This is a genomic window from Pseudonocardia kongjuensis (assembly GCF_039526905.1).
In the GTDB taxonomy this organism is placed as follows: Bacteria; Actinomycetota; Actinomycetes; order Mycobacteriales; family Pseudonocardiaceae; genus Pseudonocardia; species Pseudonocardia kongjuensis.
The window spans coordinates 13,127-29,816 of record NZ_BAAAJK010000028.1; the positions used below are offsets into that span (position 1 = coordinate 13,127).

General features: G+C 73.3%; 10 protein-coding genes. 6 read left to right on the forward strand and 4 right to left on the reverse strand.

Annotation, left to right across the window (positions count from 1 at the left end):
• Positions 1–476: 476 nt before the first annotated feature.
• From ABD160_RS22410 to ABD160_RS22420, 3 genes are all read left to right on the forward strand, one after another.
• Positions 477–2,438 carry a 3-oxoacyl-[acyl-carrier-protein] synthase III C-terminal domain-containing protein gene (locus ABD160_RS22410; protein WP_344025634.1) on the forward strand — a complete coding sequence of 654 codons (1,962 nt, stop codon included), beginning with the start codon at positions 477–479 and terminating at the stop codon, positions 2,436–2,438.
• A 110-nt stretch (positions 2,439–2,548) separates the two neighbouring features.
• On the forward strand, positions 2,549–8,164 hold the full coding sequence (locus tag ABD160_RS22415; RefSeq protein WP_344025636.1) for an ATP-binding protein: 5,616 nt from the start codon (positions 2,549–2,551) through the stop codon (positions 8,162–8,164).
• Positions 8,161–8,928: a beta-ketoacyl-ACP reductase gene (locus ABD160_RS22420; protein WP_344025638.1), complete on the forward strand. Its 768-nt coding sequence runs from the start codon at positions 8,161–8,163 to the stop codon at positions 8,926–8,928. Before ABD160_RS22415 ends, ABD160_RS22420 begins: the two co-directional genes overlap by 4 nt.
• Here the strand turns inward: ABD160_RS22420 and ABD160_RS22425 are convergent.
• Positions 8,900–9,916 carry a helix-turn-helix transcriptional regulator gene (locus ABD160_RS22425; RefSeq protein ID WP_344025640.1) on the reverse strand — a complete coding sequence of 339 codons (1,017 nt, stop codon included), beginning with the start codon at positions 9,914–9,916 and terminating at the stop codon, positions 8,900–8,902. The genes ABD160_RS22420 and ABD160_RS22425 overlap by 29 nt on opposite strands.
• 59 nt (positions 9,917–9,975) lie before the next feature.
• Between ABD160_RS22425 and ABD160_RS22430 the strand changes: the two genes are divergently transcribed.
• The gene (locus ABD160_RS22430; RefSeq protein WP_344025642.1) at positions 9,976–11,085 is read left to right on the forward strand and encodes an epoxide hydrolase family protein; all 1,110 of its coding nucleotides are present in this window, start codon (positions 9,976–9,978) and stop codon (positions 11,083–11,085) included.
• A gap of 15 nt (positions 11,086–11,100) precedes the next feature.
• On the opposite strand, the gene ABD160_RS22435 is transcribed toward ABD160_RS22430, so the two are convergent.
• Both ABD160_RS22435 and ABD160_RS22440 read right to left on the reverse strand, forming a co-directional pair.
• Positions 11,101–12,309 carry a glycoside hydrolase family 3 N-terminal domain-containing protein gene (locus ABD160_RS22435; RefSeq protein ID WP_344025644.1) on the reverse strand — a complete coding sequence of 403 codons (1,209 nt, stop codon included), beginning with the start codon at positions 12,307–12,309 and terminating at the stop codon, positions 11,101–11,103.
• 136 nt (positions 12,310–12,445) lie between these two features.
• Positions 12,446–13,435, reverse strand: coding sequence for a glutathione S-transferase family protein (locus ABD160_RS22440; protein ID WP_344025646.1), 990 nt, complete (start codon positions 13,433–13,435; stop codon positions 12,446–12,448).
• A 544-nt stretch (positions 13,436–13,979) separates the two neighbouring features.
• On the opposite strand from ABD160_RS22440, the gene ABD160_RS33455 reads away from it, so the two are divergent.
• Together ABD160_RS33455 and ABD160_RS33460 are read left to right on the forward strand one after the other, a co-directional pair.
• On the forward strand, positions 13,980–14,840 hold the full coding sequence (locus ABD160_RS33455) for a glycine/sarcosine N-methyltransferase (RefSeq protein WP_344025648.1): 861 nt from the start codon (positions 13,980–13,982) through the stop codon (positions 14,838–14,840).
• Positions 14,837–15,667: a methyltransferase domain-containing protein gene (locus ABD160_RS33460; protein ID WP_344025650.1), complete on the forward strand. Its 831-nt coding sequence runs from the start codon at positions 14,837–14,839 to the stop codon at positions 15,665–15,667. The genes ABD160_RS33455 and ABD160_RS33460 overlap by 4 nt, the downstream gene beginning before the upstream one ends.
• A gap of 558 nt (positions 15,668–16,225) precedes the next feature.
• On the opposite strand, the gene ABD160_RS22455 is transcribed toward ABD160_RS33460, so the two are convergent.
• Positions 16,226–16,456, reverse strand: coding sequence for a hypothetical protein (locus ABD160_RS22455; RefSeq protein WP_344025652.1), 231 nt, complete (start codon positions 16,454–16,456; stop codon positions 16,226–16,228).
• Between the last annotated feature and the right edge of the window lie 234 nt (positions 16,457–16,690).

Genomic DNA, 16,690 nt, shown 5'->3' on the forward strand with positions numbered 1-16,690 from the left:
GAGCACGGGCCCGCACGGGCGCTCCCCGCACCGCCGACCGTCCATCAGGGACTCCGATCTCCCCGGCCCCGTTCCACCGAACGGACCCACCGGATGGCCCACTGCCCGGGTGATGCCACATCGTGGCGGTGCACACTCCCGCCGCTGCCCGGCACTGCGTGCCGGTGCGTGCGCGGAGGGTGCCCGGCGGCCTCCGGTGGATCTCCACTGTGGACACCCACCCGCCGCCCACCTGCCGTTTCACCGGAAATGCATCCAAAACTTGCCGGTAGAACTACTCGGTAACATTCTCCCCGGTAACCGTCCGAGTTGACCGATTATCCGTGAGCGCGCACACTCCAGGGCTTGGATCACATTCCGATCGTGACCGTCCGCCGATACCGTTGCACGCACCGCATCCGATCCCATCGCCTGGCTAGTGCACGCGTCCAGCCTGGTGATTCCCGCCCGGCCGGCGCTGCTCCAGGAGGTCGCCCATGAAGCCGTTCGTGGTCAACAACCACGACCGTCTGGTCTTTCCCGCCAATTTTCTGGCTGAGCTCGATTTCTCGGTCATCGACGATCTCGACCAATTCACGGCAATCGTCGGCCGCGATTTCGAGGCCAAGGCCCCCACCGGGACCGAGATCCTGGAGCGCATCACCGCGGGCTCCTACGAGAGCCGCTTCGGGCTGCTCCGGGACATGAGCCAGAACCTGTTCTGGGTCAACCGGTTCTCCATGACGATGTTCGAGAAGCGGCCGACCCGCTGGCGGGACCTGCCGCGGCACCGGGCCGACGTCTTCCTCCCGGTGCTCACCCCGTGGGAGGACGGTGACAAGAAGGTCCGCGCGGTCCGCGAGGCGTTCGAGACGCTGCCGGCCACCTGGGACGACGAGACCGAGCGCGGCATCTTCGATCTGCTCTTCGACGTGTTCGGCCACCGCCGCCACCACGCCACCGAGCTGCCCGCGGTGAAGCCGACCGTCGAGCAGTTCCTCGCCACCCCGGGCGCGATGACCTTCGTCGTGCCCCGGCACGACCCGGACTACCCGGTCTTCTCGTTCAACCAGATCCTCGACGCGCACGCCGAGGTGCCCGAGCTCGAGGCGCTGACCCGGTGGGCGATGGTGCTGCACAACCAGTACCCGTGGGACCGCGCCGCCACCGAGCTGCGCACCGCCGACGAGATCGGCGACGACGACCACGTCATCGCGTTCCATCCGCGCAACCGCGACGTCGAGGCGTTCCTGGACCGGGCCACCGGCGCCCGGCCGGCCCGCCGCGGCCGGCTCGCCACCCGCTCCGAGCCGGTGACACCGGAGTCCCCGCTGCCCCCGGTCCGGGTCCGCGAGGCGTTCCGGGTGCAGCCCAGGGTGGAGGCGCTGGCCGTCGTCCGGGGTGAGCACGTCTGCTCCAACACCGACGTCGTGCGCAACACCGCGTTCTCCTGGTCGCCGATGAGCGCCGACGAGATCTCCGCCAAGACCGGCATCGACCAGCGCCGCTACACCGAGCTCGACATCGAGGACCTGGCCTGGTCGGCGGCCGTGCGCGCGCTGGAGCACTCCGGCCGCCGGCGCGAGGAGATCGGCGCGGTGCTGGTCGCGACCTGCACCAGCGAGCGGTTGATCCCGTCGCTGTCGACCTGGCTGTCCGGCGAGCTGGGCCTGCTCCAGACGCACTGCTCGGCCGACATCATCGCCGCCTGCGCCGGGCTGCCCTACGGCCTGTCCGAGGCCGTCCGGCAGCTGCAGGAGGTGCAGCGGCCGGTGCTGCTGGTCTGCGTCGAGAAGTTCTCCGACAAGATCGGCAACGTCCGCACCTCCCGGATGATCTTCGGCGACGGGGCGGCCGCGATGGTCGTCGCCCCCGCGCCGGACGGCGAGCCGGGCGACATCGACCTGCTGCAGACCTACGCGTCCGGCCCGGCCTCCGAGGTCAACTCGATCATCTGGCCGAACCCGGAGTTCGACAACGACATCACCGTCTACGGGCCGGAGGTCAAGGCGCTGGTCTCCCGCTACCTGGCGCAGATGATCTCCGAGCTGTCCGGCGAGAGCGGCCCGGACGGGACCGGGTCGATGCTCGACGCGATCGACCTGATCGTCCCGCACCAGGCCAACAAGACGATGATCCTGCAGCTCGCGGCCAAGGCCGGGCTCTCGGCCGAGCAGCTGTACTTCAACATCGAGTCGATGGGCAACGTCTCGGCGGCGTCCATCCCGATCGCCGTGTTCGACGCCGTCGCCGACGGTGTGGTGGCCGGCCGCACCCGGGTCTTCGCGCCCGGCTTCGGCGCCGGCGCCGTCGGCGGCTACGCCGTGCTGGAGGTGGACCCGGCCGTGATGGCACCCGAGGTGTTCCTCGACCCGGCAGGCGCGCCGGGGCAGCCGACCGGCACGGCGGCCGCGACGGCCCCGACGTCCGACGACGTTCGCATCGCGTTCGGCGAGTGACGAGGATGGGTCCCTACCGGTAGGACGGTGCGGGCGATCCCCGCCCGTCCCGCCGACCCGCCGTCACCGCCGCCGCAGCAGCGCCCACGTCAGGAGCAGTGAAACCCGCCATGTTCTCGCGCATCGCCATCGTCAACCGCGGCGAACCCGCCATGCGACTGATCAACGCCGTCCGGGAGTGGAACGCCCAGAACGCGCCCGACCGGCGCCTGCGCACCATCGCCCTGTACACCGCGGTCGACCGCCGCGCGATGTACGTCCGGGAGGCCGACGAGGCCGTCCTGATCGGACCGGACGACCCGGACCACATGGGCGCGAGCCCCTACCTCGACCACGACGAGCTGGAGCGCGCGCTGCGCGCGTCCCGGGCCGACGCGGTCTGGCCGGGCTGGGGCTTCGTGTCGGAGAAGGCCGACTTCGCCGAGCTGTGCGAGCGGCTCGGGATCACCTTCGTCGGCCCGTCGGCGGACGTCATGCGCCGGCTCGGGGACAAGATCGCGTCGAAGCAGCTGGCCGAGTCGGTGGGCGTGCCGATGGCGCCGTGGTCCGGCGGGCCGGTCGCCGACGCGGACGCGGCGCGCAAGGCGGCCGAGGGCATCGGCTACCCGCTGATGGTGAAGGCGACCGCGGGCGGCGGCGGCCGCGGCATCCGGTTCGTGGCGGGGCCGGAGCAGCTCGACGAGGCGTTCGAGCGGGCGGCGTCCGAGGCGGCGCGCACCGCGGGCGACGCGACCGTGTTCATGGAGCGGGCGGTGGCCGGCGGCCGGCACGTCGAGGTGCAGGTCGTCGCCGACGCCACCGGCGACGTGTGGACGCTGGGCGTGCGCGACTGCTCGGTGCAGCGGCGCAACCAGAAGGTGATCGAGGAGTCCGCCTCCACCGCGCTCGATCCCGAGCAGGAGCGGCTGCTCCGCGACGCCGCCGCCGACCTGGCCCGGGCCGCGGGCTACGTCAACGCGGGCACCGTGGAGTTCCTCTACCAGCCCGCGGAGAAGCTGCTCTCCTTCCTCGAGGTCAACACCCGGCTGCAGGTCGAGCACCCGGTCACCGAGGCGTGCACCGGGGTCGACATCGTGAAGCTCCAGCTGCACATCGCCGGTGGCGGCACCCTGGCGGAGGTCGCACGCGAGACGCCCGCCGCGCAGGGCTGGGCGATCGAGGCCCGGCTCACCGCGGAGGACCCGGAGCGCGAGTTCGCGCCGGCCCCGGGCCGGATCGAGCACCTCGCCCTGCCGAGCGGGCCGGGCATCCGGGTGGACACCGGCGTCGCGGCGGGCGACGTCATCCCGCCGCAGTTCGACTCGATGATCGCCAAGGTGATCGCCTGGGGCCGGGACCGCGACGAGGCCAGGGCCCGGCTGTCCCGGGCGCTGCGCCAGACCGCAGCGGTGATCGACGGCGGCTCCACCAACAAGGCGTTCCTGCTCGACCTGCTCGACCGCGACGAGCTGCGCTCCGGCGAGGTCGAGACGACCTGGCTGGACACCATGATGGCGGCCGGGTACACCCCGCCGCGGCGGCTCGACGTGGCGCTGCTGGCCACCGCCGTCCAGTCGCACGACGGGCACGTCGCCCGCCAGCAGGACCGGCTGTTCCGCTCGGCCGAGGCCGGCCGGCCGGAGGTCGGGTACGAGACCTGGCACCAGACCGACGTGACCGCGGCCGGGCAGTCCTACAAGCTGACGGTCGCCCGCACCCGGGCCGGGCGCTACCGGGTCGAGCTCGACGGTGTCAGCGTCGACGTCGACGTCGAGCGCAACGGCGCCTACGAGCGCAGGCTCACCGTGGGTGAGCAGAGCTGGACGGTGCTGTCGGTCGCCCAGGAGTCCGACTACCTGGTCGAGGTCGACGGCGCTGTGCACCGCATCTCCGGCGGCGAGGCGGGCATCGTGCGCGCACCGGCCCCGGCGATGGTGGTGGCGCTGCCGGTCTCCCCCGGTGACACCGTCGCCGAGGGCGACACGCTCGCCATCGTCGAGTCGATGAAGCTGGAGACCTCGCTGCGGGCCCCGTTCGACGGGACCGTCGCCGAGCTGCTCGTCCCGGCCAACACCCAGGTCGACGGCGGCACGAAGCTGGTCCGGCTGGAGCCGCTGGCCGATGCCGACGCCGGCGCGGTCGCCGCGGCCGGGGACCGGGTGGACCTGTCCGCGTTCGGCGCCGCCGGGGACACCGGCGACCCGGCCGGGACCGCCGCGGACGCGCTGTCCGCGCTCCGGTTCCAGGTGCTCGGCTTCGACGTCGACGAGGGCCAGGCCCGGCCGCAGCTGCGCAGGCTCGCCGCCGCCCGGGCGGACCTCCCGGCCGACGACCCGGCGGTGCTGGCCGGGGAGACGACCGTGCTGCGGATCTTCGCCGACCTCTGCGCGCTGTCCCGGAACCGCTCCGAGACCGACGACGAGACCGGCGAGACCGAGCGGAACCCGCAGGAGTACCTCTACGCCTACCTGCGCAGCCGCAATCCCGACGACGAGGGGCTGCCGGAGTCGTTCCAGGCCAAGCTGCGCCGGGCGCTGGCGCACTACGGCGTCACCGACATCGCGGCCGGGCCGGACCTCGGGCCCGCGCTCTACCGGATGTTCCTGGCCCACCGCCGCGCCCCGCAGCAGGTCCCGGTCGTGTTGAACCTGCTGAACTGGCGGCTGCAGCACCCGGAGTCGGTCGCCGGGCTGTCCGCGTCGGCCCGCGAGGAGTACCTGCGGACGCTCGACGAGGTCGTCGTCGCCACCCAGCTGCGGCATCCGGTCGTCGGCGACACCGCCCGGCTGGTCCGCTACCGGGCGTTCGACGCGCCGGTGGTCGCCGCGGAGCGCAGCCGGGTGCTGAGCGATGTCCGGGAGAGCCTGGACGTGCTGGCCGCCGACCCGGGCACCGCCGACCGCAACCGCCGGATCGACGCGCTGGTCGGCTCCTCCGAGCCGATCCTCGGCGTGTTCGGCGACCGGCACGACGCGGTGCTGCTGGAGGTCATGACGCGGCGCTACTACCGGGTCCGCCCGCTGCGCGAGCTCGAGCTCGCCGAGCACGCCGGCCGGCCGCTGCTGACCGCGCGCTACCAGCACCTCGGCAACGACCGCACGCTGTTCGCCACGGTGATCGACAACAACGACCCGCAGGGCGCGCTGGCGACCGCCGAGGAGCTGCGCCGCCGGGTCGGCGAGCTGGACAGCGGCCGGACCGCGCTGGTCGATCTCTACGTCACCTCCACCAAGGCCGACGACGGCGGCGACCCGGACGCCCGCGCCGAGCGGGTCCGGGCCGCGCTGGGCCGGGTCCCCGCGGCGCTGCACCGGGTCGCGGTCGCGGTGCGGCCGAACCCGGGCGCCGGCACCGACGACGCCGCGGAGCCGCCCACCTGGTTCACCTTCCGCCCGGACGGCGACGGCGAGCTCGTCGAGGACCGCACGCTGCGCGGCATGCACCCGCTGGTCGCCGACCGGCTGCGGCTGTGGCGCTTCCGCGACTTCGAGCTGACCCGGCTGCCCGCGGCCACCGACGTGCACCTGTTCCGCGCGGTCGGCCGCAACGTCACCGCCGACGACCGGCTGGTCGCGATGGCCGACGTCCGCGAGCTCACCGTGCTGCGCGACGACGAGACCGGCCGGATCCGGTCGCTGCCGCAGTTCGAGCGGGCGCTCGACGCCTGCATCAACTCGCTGCGCAGCGCGCGCGCCGGGGACCGCACGCTCGCCCGCACCTCCTGGAACCGGATCCAGCTCTACGTCTGGCCGGAGGTCGACGTGCCGCTGGCCGAGCTGGACTCGGTGGTCCGCCGGCTCGCCCCGCGCACCGCGAACCTGGGCCTGGAGCAGGTCCTCGTCGAGTTCCGCAGCGGTGACGCGGCGGTCACCGGCGGCCAGGGCGGCCCGCGGTCGATGCTGCTGCGGATGTCCCGCCCGCCCGGCGCCGGGCTCACCGTGCGGCTGGACCAGCCGCCGACCGAGCCGATGCGCGAGCTCGACTCCTACGACCAGAAGGTGCTCAAGGCGCGCCGCCGCGGCGCCGTCTACCCGTACGAGATCGTCCCGCTGCTGACCGCCCCGATCGACGCCGGTCCGGGCTCCTGGCAGGAGTACGACCTGGACGAGGCGGGCAGCCCGCACCCGGTCGATCGCGCCCCCGGCGGCAACACCGCCAACCTGGTGCTCGGCGTCGTCACCGTGCCGACCCTGCGCTACCCGGAGGGCATGCGCCGGGTGGTGCTGCTCGGCGACCCGACCCGCGCGCTCGGCGCGATCGCCGAGCCGGAGTGCCGCCGGGTGCTCGCCGCGATCGAGCTGGCCCGCGAGCTGGACGTGCCCGTCGAGTGGTTCGCCGTCTCGGCCGGCGCGAAGATCGCGATGGACTCCGGCACCGAGAACATGGACTGGATCTCCCGGGTGCTGCGCGGGATCATCGAGTTCACCCAGGACGGCGGCGAGCTGAACGTCGTCGTCACCGGCATCAACGTCGGCGCCCAGCCCTACTGGAACGCCGAGGCCACGATGCTGATGCACACCAGGGGCATCCTGGTGATGACGCCGGACTCGGCCATGGTGCTGACCGGCAAGCACTCGCTGGACTTCTCCGGCGGCGTCTCCGCCGAGGACAACTTCGGCATCGGCGGCTACGACCGGATCATGGGCCCGAACGGCCAGGCGCAGTACTGGGCGCCGGACCTGTCCGGCGCGGTCGGCGTGCTGCTCGCGCACTACGCGCACACCTGGACGCTGCCCGGCGAGCGGTTCCCGCGGCCCGCGCCGACCACCGACCCGGTGTCCCGGGACGTCACGACCGCCCCGCACGCCGGGCCGAACTGCGAGTTCGGCACGCTCGGCGAGATCTGGGCGCCGGAGACGAACCGGGAGCGCAAGAAGCCGTTCGACATCCGGTCGGTGCTGCGCGGCGTCGCCGACGCCGACCACCCGACGTCCGAGCGGTGGGCCGACATGCACGACGCCGAGTCGGTCGTCGCGCTCGACGCGCACCTGGGCGGGCAGCCGGTCGCGATGATCGGCATCGAGTCGCGGCCGCTGCCGCGGCGCGGCCCGAGCCCGGTGGACGGCCCGTCGCAGTTCACCGCGGGCACGCTGTTCCCGCGGTCCTCGCGCAAGTGCGCGCGGGCCATCAACGCCGCGTCCGGCAACCGGCCGCTGGTGGTGCTGGCGAACCTGTCCGGGTTCGACGGCTCACCGGAGTCGCTGCGCGGGCTGCAGCTGGAGAACGGCGCCGAGATCGGCCGGGCCATCGTCAACTTCGACGGCCCGATCGTGTTCTGCGTCGTCTCCCGCTACCACGGCGGGGCGTTCGTGGTGTTCTCCGGGACGCTGAACGACAACATGGAGGTCGCCGCGATCACCGGCTCGTACGCCTCCGTGCTGGGCGGTGCGCCCGCCGCCGCCGTCGTCTTCGCGAGCGAGGTCAACGACCGGACCGCGAAGGACGAGCGGATCACCGGCCTGGAGGCCCGGATCGCCGAGGCGACCGGGGCCGGCGACGAGGCCGAGGCGGCCCGGCTGCGCGGCGAGCTCGCCACGCTCCGGCCGGACGTCCGCTCCGAGAAGCTCGGCCAGGTCGCGGACGAGTTCGACACGAAGCACTCCATCGAGCGGGCGCAGAGCGTCGGCTCGGTGCACCGGATCGTCACCCCGGACCAGCTGCGTCCCTACCTGGCCGACGCCGTGCAGCGGGGCATGAAGCGCACTCTCGACGCCGCCACGAGCGGCACCACAGGAGGAACGGCATGACCGCCATCACCGACACCCACCCGGACCAGCGCGTCGCCATCGTCACCGGCGGTGCCCGCGGCATCGGCGCCGCCATCACCACCGCGCTGGCCCGGCAGGGCGTGCACGTCGCCGCCGGCTACTCGTCGAACTCCAAGGCCGCCGAGGAGCTGCGGGAGAAGCTGGGCGCCGAGGGCGCGTCGGTCTCGGTGCACCAGGGCAACGTCGGCGAGCCGGACGACTGCTCGCGCGTCGTCGCCGAGGTGCTGGAGCAGAAGGGCCGGGTCGACTACCTGGTCAACAACGCCGGCATCACGGTCGACAAGACCGTCCGCAAGCTCACCGTCGACGACTGGCACGCGGTGCTGCGGATCAACCTGTCCGGCGCCTTCTACATGACCAAGGCCGTGCTGGAGCACATGACCGGCAACGAGTTCGGCCGGATCGTGAACATCTCGTCGGTGATCGGCCAGACCGGTTCCATCGGGCAGGCGAACTACGCGTCGTCGAAGGCCGGTCTGATCGGGTTCTCGAAGTCGCTCGCCCAGGAGGTCGCGCGCAAGGGCATCACGGTCAACTGCGTGGCGCCCGGCTTCATCGAGACCGAGATGGTCGCCGCGGTGCCGGAGAAGGCCCTGGAGAAGATCATCGCGAAGGTCCCGGTCGGCCGGCTCGGCCAGGCCGACGAGATCGCCCGCGCCGTCCAGTTCCTGGTCGACGACCGCGCCGGGTACGTCACCGGCTCGGTGATCAGCGTCAACGGTGGTCTGGACATGGCGTCCTGAGCTCCGGCCCCGCCCCGCCGTCGGGGGGTGGGACGGGGCCGGCGGCCCGCGCGTAGCGGGCGGCGAGCACCCGGAGCCGGTCGACGAGCTCCGGGGGCTCGGTCACGTGGAAGTCCAGGTCGAGCAGCCCGATGTACACCGCGACCGTCCCGATGCTGTCGGCGCCGGTCACCAGCACGCAGCGCCGGTCGTCGATCTCCTCGACCATGCCGACGGCCGGATTGATCCGGGCGAGCACGGTCGCCGCGGGCGCCTCGACGGTGATCCGCACGTGCACCTTCCAGCCGGTCGAGGCGACCTCGCGCAGCACCAGCGCCGGGTAGTCGCCGCCGGGCAGCGGATCGGGGGCGAACCGGCGCCCGGTCGGCGGCCGCAGGCCGACCAGGTCGACCCGCCAGGTCCGCCAGGCCGCCTCCGCGCGGCCGACCAGGTACCAGCGGCCCTGCCAGGCGACCAGCCGGTACGGCTCGACGGTGGCCGGCCACTGCTGCCCCGGCAGGTCCAGCCGGACGAGCTCGTGGTCCCGGATCGCCGACGCCAGCGCGGTCAGCGCCGCCGGGTCGACCTCCGGATCGGGATCGGCGGTGTCGGTGTTGCGCGGGCCGGCGGCGGTGCTGTCGTGGATCGCCGCGACCCGGCGGCGCAGCCGGTCCGGCAGCACCTGGTCGAGCTTGGCGAGCGCCCGGCCGCTGCTCTCGCCCAGCGGCCCGCCGCCGTCGCCTGCGGTGCGCAGCGCGATCGCCACGGCGACCGCCTCGGCGTCGTCGAGCTGCAGCGGCGGCAGCCGGGCACCGGCCCCGAGCCGGTAGTGCCCGGCCGCGCCGCGGACCGCGTGCACCGGGTAGTCGAGCCCGCGCAGCCGCGCGATGTCGTTGCGCACGGTGCGCTCGCCGACCCCGAGCCGGCGCGCCAGCTCCGGTCCCGTCCACTCCGGCCGGGACTGCAGCAGCCCCAGCAGGGTCAGCATCCGCGCCGCGGTGTCGGCCACGAGAAACCCCTCCCGAATCAGGAACGAAACGTGCCTGATCGGGGTGCAGGGTAGCTCCCATGACGCCCTTCACCGTGCAGATCCCGCAGTCCGATCTCGACGACCTCGCCGACCGCCTGGCCCGCACCCGGCTCCCCCGGCCCGCGCCCGGCGACGACTGGACCTACGGCACCCCGAACGGCTGGCTGGCCGAGACCGTCGGCTACTGGCGCGAGCAGTTCGACTGGCGCGCCCAGGAGAAGCGGATGAACGCGTTCCCGCAGTACCTCACCGAGATCGACGGCCAGCCGATCCACTACCTGCACGTCCCCTCCGCCGTCGAGGGGGCGACACCGGTGCTGCTGCTGCACAGCTGGCCGGGTTCGTTCACCGAGTTCCTGGACCTGATCGGCCCGCTCACCGATCCGGCCGCGCACGGCGGGGACGCCGCCGACGCCTGCTCGGTGGTGGTGCCCTCGCTGCCCGGGTTCGGCTTCAGCACCCCGCTCGCCGCGGGCGGCTGGACCTCCGCCCGGGTGGCGCGGACCGTCGACACCCTGATGCGCGACCTCGGCTACGAGTCGTACGGGGTGCACGGCAGCGACGCCGGCGCGCTGATCGCCCGCGAGCTCGGCCTGCTCGACCCGCCCGGGTTCCGCGGGCTGCACGTGCTGCAGCTGTTCTCGTTCCCGTCCGGCGACCCGGCCGAGTTCGAGCGGCTCGGCCCGGACGACCACGCCGCCCTGGAGTTCATGGAGTGGTTCGGCTCGGTCGCCGGCTACAACGCGATGAACGCCGCCCGCCCGCAGACCATCGGCGCCGCGCTGGCCGACTCCCCGGCCGCCCAGCTCGCCTACTCGGAGCTGTTCGTCTCGTTCGGCAACGGCACCGCGCTGGTGACCCTCGACCAGCTGCTCACCCAGGTGTCGCTGTACTGGCTGACGAACACCGCGGCGTCCGCGGCCCGGCTCTACCTCGAGGACGCCCGGGCGGGCGCCGCGGACCGGGTCAACCACGCGCGGACCGGGGTCGCCGTGTTCGCGTCGGACTTCCGGACGGTGCGGGTGTTCGCCGAGCGGGACAACTCCCGGATCGAGCACTGGTCGACCTTCGACCAGGGCGGGCACTACGCCGCCCTGGAGCGGCCGGCCGAGCTGGCCGCCGACATCCGGGCGTTCTTCGCCGGCTGAACCGGGCGGCCCGGCTCAGCCGCGGGTGCAGAGCCCCTTCGACTCCAGCACCCGGGCGACGGCGGCGTCGTTCGCCTCCGAGGTGATCCGGCCGTCGGCGAGCGCCCGTTCGGCGGCGTCGAGCAGCGGGCCGACCGGAGTGACGTTGGAGAACAGCGCGATGTCCGTGCCGGCGGCCAGCGCCAGCGTGGTCGACTCGGCCAGCCCGAACCGGTCGGTGATCGCCTTCATCGCACCCAGGTCGTCGGACATCACGACGCCGTCGAACCGGTACTGCTCGCGCAGCAGCCGGTAGGCGGCGGGCTCCACGCTGGTCGGGACGTCGGTGGTGAGCCCGGGGACGTCGAGGTGCCCGAGCATCACCCCGACCTGCCCGTCCAGCGGCCGGCCGGGCCCGACCAGCGCCCCGTAGGGCAGCAGGTCGCTGCGCTGCAGCTGCTCCAGCGGCGGGGTGCTCACCGAGCCCTCGTGCGAGTCGCCGGAGCTGCTGCCGTGCCCGGGGAAGTGCTTGAGGACGCCGAACACGCCGGCCTCCTGCTGGCCCTGGGCCCAGGCGCTCGCGTAGCGGGTGACGGTCTCCGGATCGGCGGCGAAGGCGCGGTCGCCGATCACCGACGTCCGCGGCTGGTCGGACACGTCCACCGTGGGTGCCAGGTTCCAGGTGACACCGCGGGCCTTCAGTTGCCCGGCGCGTTCGCGGGCGATCGCGGTGACCTCCTCGGGGGTGCGGGTGGCGGCCATCTCGCGGGCGCTCGGGATGTCGCCGTCGAGCTCGTCGATCCGCTGGACCCGGCCGCCCTCCTCGTCGACGGCGACCGCCAGCGCGGTGTCCGACGCCTCCTGCAGGGCGGCCAGCCGGTCGTCCTGCAGCAGGGCGGTGCCGTTGCCGCCGAGGAACACCCCGCCGACCTGCGAGTCCCGCACGATCGTCACGGCACCCTCGGGATCGTCGGCGTCGACGCCGACCATCAGCCGCTGCGCCAGCCGGTCGCGCGGCGACAGCGCCGCCACCATCGGGGCGCAGGTGTCGATCGCCTCCGGCGCGGCCTGCCCGCTGCTCGCGGGCGCCGCCTGCGGCGCGGCGCTGTGGTTCGTGGTCAGTGCGGGCGTGCCGACGACGACGGTCACCGTCCCGGCGACCAGCGCGCCGGCGACGGCCGCGGTCAGCAGGCCGGCGCCGCGGCGCCGGCGGGACCCGGTGACCGGGTGGTTCCGTCCTCGCATCACGGTCCATCGTGACAGCCGCCGACGGGCGGCGTCCCGGCACCCACGGCGGCACGGACGGGTGGCGCCGTCGGGTGGCGCCGCCGGGATGGCGCCGACGGGTGGCGCCGACGGGTGGCGCGGTCGGGTGGCGCGGTCAGGCGATGTCCGGCACCCGCTCGCCGGGCGGCGGCGGGCCGGGCGGGGTGCCGTCGCCGAACGGGCGCCCGCCGAGCTCCTCGCGGCCGTGCGGGATCAGCCAGTCCGCGGTGTCCGGCCCGAGCGGCACCACGCCGGTCGGGTTGATCGAGGTGTGCACGCCGTAGTAGTGCTGCTTGATCTGGTCGACGTCGATCGTGTCGCCGAACCCGGGCGTCGTGAACAGGTCCCGGGCGTAGGCCCACAGCACCGGCAGCTCGGTGAGCTTGTGCCGGTTGCACTTGAAGTGGCCGTGGTAGGCGGCGTCGAACCGGACCAGGGTCACCCACAGCCGCACGTCGGCCTGGGTGATGGTGTCGCCGACCAGGTAGCGGCGGGTCGCCAGGTGCTCGGACAGCTCGTCCAACCGCGCCCACAGCGCCCGGAAGGCGCGCTCGTAGGCGGCCTGCGACGAGGCGAAACCGCACTTGTAGACGCCGTTGTTGACGTCGTGGAAGATCCCCTCGCCGATCCGCTCGATCGCGTCCGGATCCGGCCACAGGTCCGGTGCGCCGGCCCGGTGCAGCTCCCGCCACTGGGTGGACAGGTCGCGCTCGAGCGCCGCGTACTCGTTGGTGACGACTTTCCCCGACGACACCTCGACCATCGCCGGGACGGTGACGCCGGCGTCGTAGCCGGGGATCGCCTTCTCGTAGGCCTCGCGCAGGTACTCGATGCCGAGCACCGGATCGACGTCGCCGGGATCGAGATGGAACCGCCAGCTGCGCTCGTCGTGCAGCGGGCCCGCGATGCCGAGCGAGATGGCGTCCTCCAGGCCCAGCAGCCGCCGGGTGATGATCACCCGGTTCGCCCAGGGGCAGGCCCGGGCGCCGATCAGCCGGTAGCGGCCGGCCTCGACCGGCCACGGCGACGACCCGTCGGCGGTGATCCGCTCGGCCACGCCGAGCGGCTCGCGTACGAACTCACCGGAACCGTCGTCGCCAGCCATGCCGGAGACGGTAGTGCGCCCGCGGTGTCGCCGCAGGTCGCCCGGGCGGGACGGCGCTCCGGCCGCACGTCCGGACCGGCGCGTCACCGGTCCGTGCGACCCCGCCGGGCGGGGGCTGCACTCTCATCGAACGCGGCCGCTCTCTCGACGTCCCGTGGAGTGGCGTCGTTGGCGCGAACGGGTGAACCTGGAATCCATGCAGTGTCGGAGGTCACAGATTCGGTTTGCGTTGCGCCGGGCGGAACGGTCACGGCGTGTCGCGGTGCGCGTCGTCACCGCGACCCCCTCGGATCGGGGCCGATGACCCGGGCCGCCGCCGTCCGTTCCCGTCACTGGTGGGACCGCCCGCAGAGCGGACATGTGACCACCCTCGCCACACCGACGAAATGTGGCCGAAACCACTGGTCGTCACAGGTTCGTTGCGTATAACACAACGTCGCGGCCCGATCCAGACCCCTCGCGGCGATCCGGACAGGGTGCTGCTGTCCGATCTACCGTCGAGCCGACCCGCAGCACCCGAAGACTTGTCGAGGAGACGCGGTACATGACGGCCGACCACCGTACCGACAGCGAGCTGCCCGAGCTCGGAAGGACCGTCCAGGAGTTCGGAGACTCCCCGACCGAGGTCCGGGAGTCCACCCACTACAAGCACGAGTACGTGCAGACGTTCGTCGACAAGTGGGACGAGCTGATCGACTGGCGTGCCCGCTACGAGAGCGAGGGCAAGTTCTTCGTCGAGCAGCTGCGCCAGCGCGGCGTGCGCAGCGTGCTCGACGTCGCGACGGGGACCGGTTTCCACTCGGTGCGGCTGCTGGAGGAGGGCTTCGAGACGGTCGTGTCCGCCGACGGCAGCGCGGAGATGCTGGCGAAGGCGTTCGACAACGGCATGAAGTTCGGCGGGCACATCCTGCGCGTCGTGCAGGCCGACTGGCGCTGGCTGAACCGCGACGTGCACGGCGAGTACGACGCCATCATCTGCCTCGGCAACTCCTTCACCCACCTGTTCTCGGAGAAGGACCGGCGCAAGGCGCTCGCCGAGTTCTACGCCATGCTCAAGCACGACGGCGTGCTGATCCTGGACCAGCGCAACTACGACGCGATCCTGGACAACGGGTTCTCGTCGAAGCACCAGTACTACTACTGCGGGGACGGCGTCGTCGCCGAGCCGGAGCACGTCGACGACGGCCTGGCCCGGTTCCGGTACCAGTTCTCCGACGGCTCCGAGTACCACCTCAACATGTTCCCGCTGCGCAAGGACTACACGCGGCGGCTGATGCACGAGGTCGGGTTCCAGAAGATCGAGACCTACGGCGACTTCCAGTCCAGCTACTCCGACGACGAGCCGGACTTCTTCGTGCACATCGCGGAGAAGGCCTACCTGGAGTCGGAGGTGGAGAACCCGTGACGCAGGCCCGGACGGCCGAGGACACGGCCCGCAGCTACTACGACTCCGCCGACGCCGACAACTTCTACTCCCTGGTCTGGGGCGGCGAGGACATCCACGTCGGCCTCTACGAGACCGCGGACGAGGAGATCGCCGCCGCCAGCCGCCGCACGGTGGCCCGGATGGCGGAGGTCGCCGGTGTCGCGTCCGGGACCCGGATCCTCGACCTCGGATCGGGCTACGGCGGCGCCGCCCGCCAGCTCGCCGCGCGGTTCGGGGCGAGCGTGCACTGCCTGAACCTGTCCCCGGTGGAGAACGACCGCAACGTCCGCCTCACCAAGGAGCAAGGTCTCGAGGGGCTGGTGACCGTCGCGACCGGCACCTTCGAGGACGTGCCGGTCGAGGATGGATCGGTCGACGTCGTCTGGTCGCAGGACGCGTTCCTGCACTCCGGCGACCGCGGCCGGGTGCTCGACGAGGTCGTCCGGGTGCTCCGCCCGGGCGGGCAGGTCGTGTTCACCGACCCGATGGCCGTGGACGGGCTCGACCAGTCGTCGATCCAGCCGATCCTGGACCGGATCCAGCTCTCGACGATGGCCACGCCCGGCTTCTACACCGACGGCCTGACGGCGCGCGGCGCGTCCGCGGTGACCTTCCACGACCACGCCGCGCAGCTGCCGACGCACTACCGGCGGGTCCGTGAGGAGCTGGTCGCCCGCGAGCCGGAGCTGGCCGGGACCATCTCGGAGAGCTACATCGCCAACATGAAGGCGGGCCTGCAGCACTGGGTGGACGGCGGCAACGCCGGGAAGCTCACCTGGGGCATCGTGCACGCCGTCAAGGGCTGAGGACGGCCCGGAGGCCCGGCACCTGGTGGGTGCCGGGCCTTCGGTGTGTCGGGGGCGGGTGTGTCGGACCTCGGCGTGCCTGACCTCGGTGTGCCTGACCTCGGCGTGCCTGACCTCGGTGTGCCTGACCTCGGTGTGCCTGACCTCGGTGAGCCGGACCTCGGTGAGCCGGGCGGCGGGTGCTTCGAGCGCCGGTGCTTCGAGCAGCCGGCGGGCTGCCGGTGCGCCCGGCGTCGGTGTGCCGGACCTCCGTGTGCTGGGCGGCCGGTGCGCCGAGCGCCGGTGCGTCGAGCAGCCGGCGGGCAGGTGGGCGGTGCGCCCGGCGTCGGTGTGCCAGACCTCCGTGTGCCGGGCGGCCGGTGCGCCGAGCGCCGGTGCGTCTAGCGCCGGTGCGTCGAGCAGCCGGCGGGCAGGCGGGCGGTGCGCCCGGCGTCGGTGTGCCAGACCTCCGTGTGCCGGGCGGCCGGTGCGCCGAGCGCCGGTGCGTCGAGCAGCCGGCGGGCAGGCGGGCGGTGCGCCCGGCGTCGGTGTGCCGGGCCTCCGGCCTGCCGCGGCCGATCAGCCGTCGTCGCCGTCGTCGTCCCCGCCGCCGGCGCCGTCCTGGTCGTCGCCGTCCCCGTTGCTTCCGTCGTTGTCGTCGCCGTCGTCGTCGCCGTCGCCGCCCTGCTGCTGCTCCTGCTGGGTCGGTGCGGGCGCCTCGGCCCCGCCGCAGGACGCCGCGGTGGTGGACACGAGTGCCAGTGCGGCGAGGAGCCCGAGCAATGTCCGGGAGAGCGTTGTGCGTCGCATGCGTCCGAGTGTGCCCGGTCCCGGCAGGGTCGCGTGGCCGGGTTCCCCGCCCGCCTCGTCGTCATCGTGCCGGCGGGCGCCCTCCGGCCGCGGCGCTCGCCGGTCGCGTCGCTCGCCGGGCCCGCGGCGCTGCTCCGTGGACGGTTCAGCGTCCGTCCGGATCGATCGCGCTGCGGGTTCGCACCCCTCGGTCCGCCGAGATGCAGCTCAGCGGGAATTGTTGATCTCCCCGGC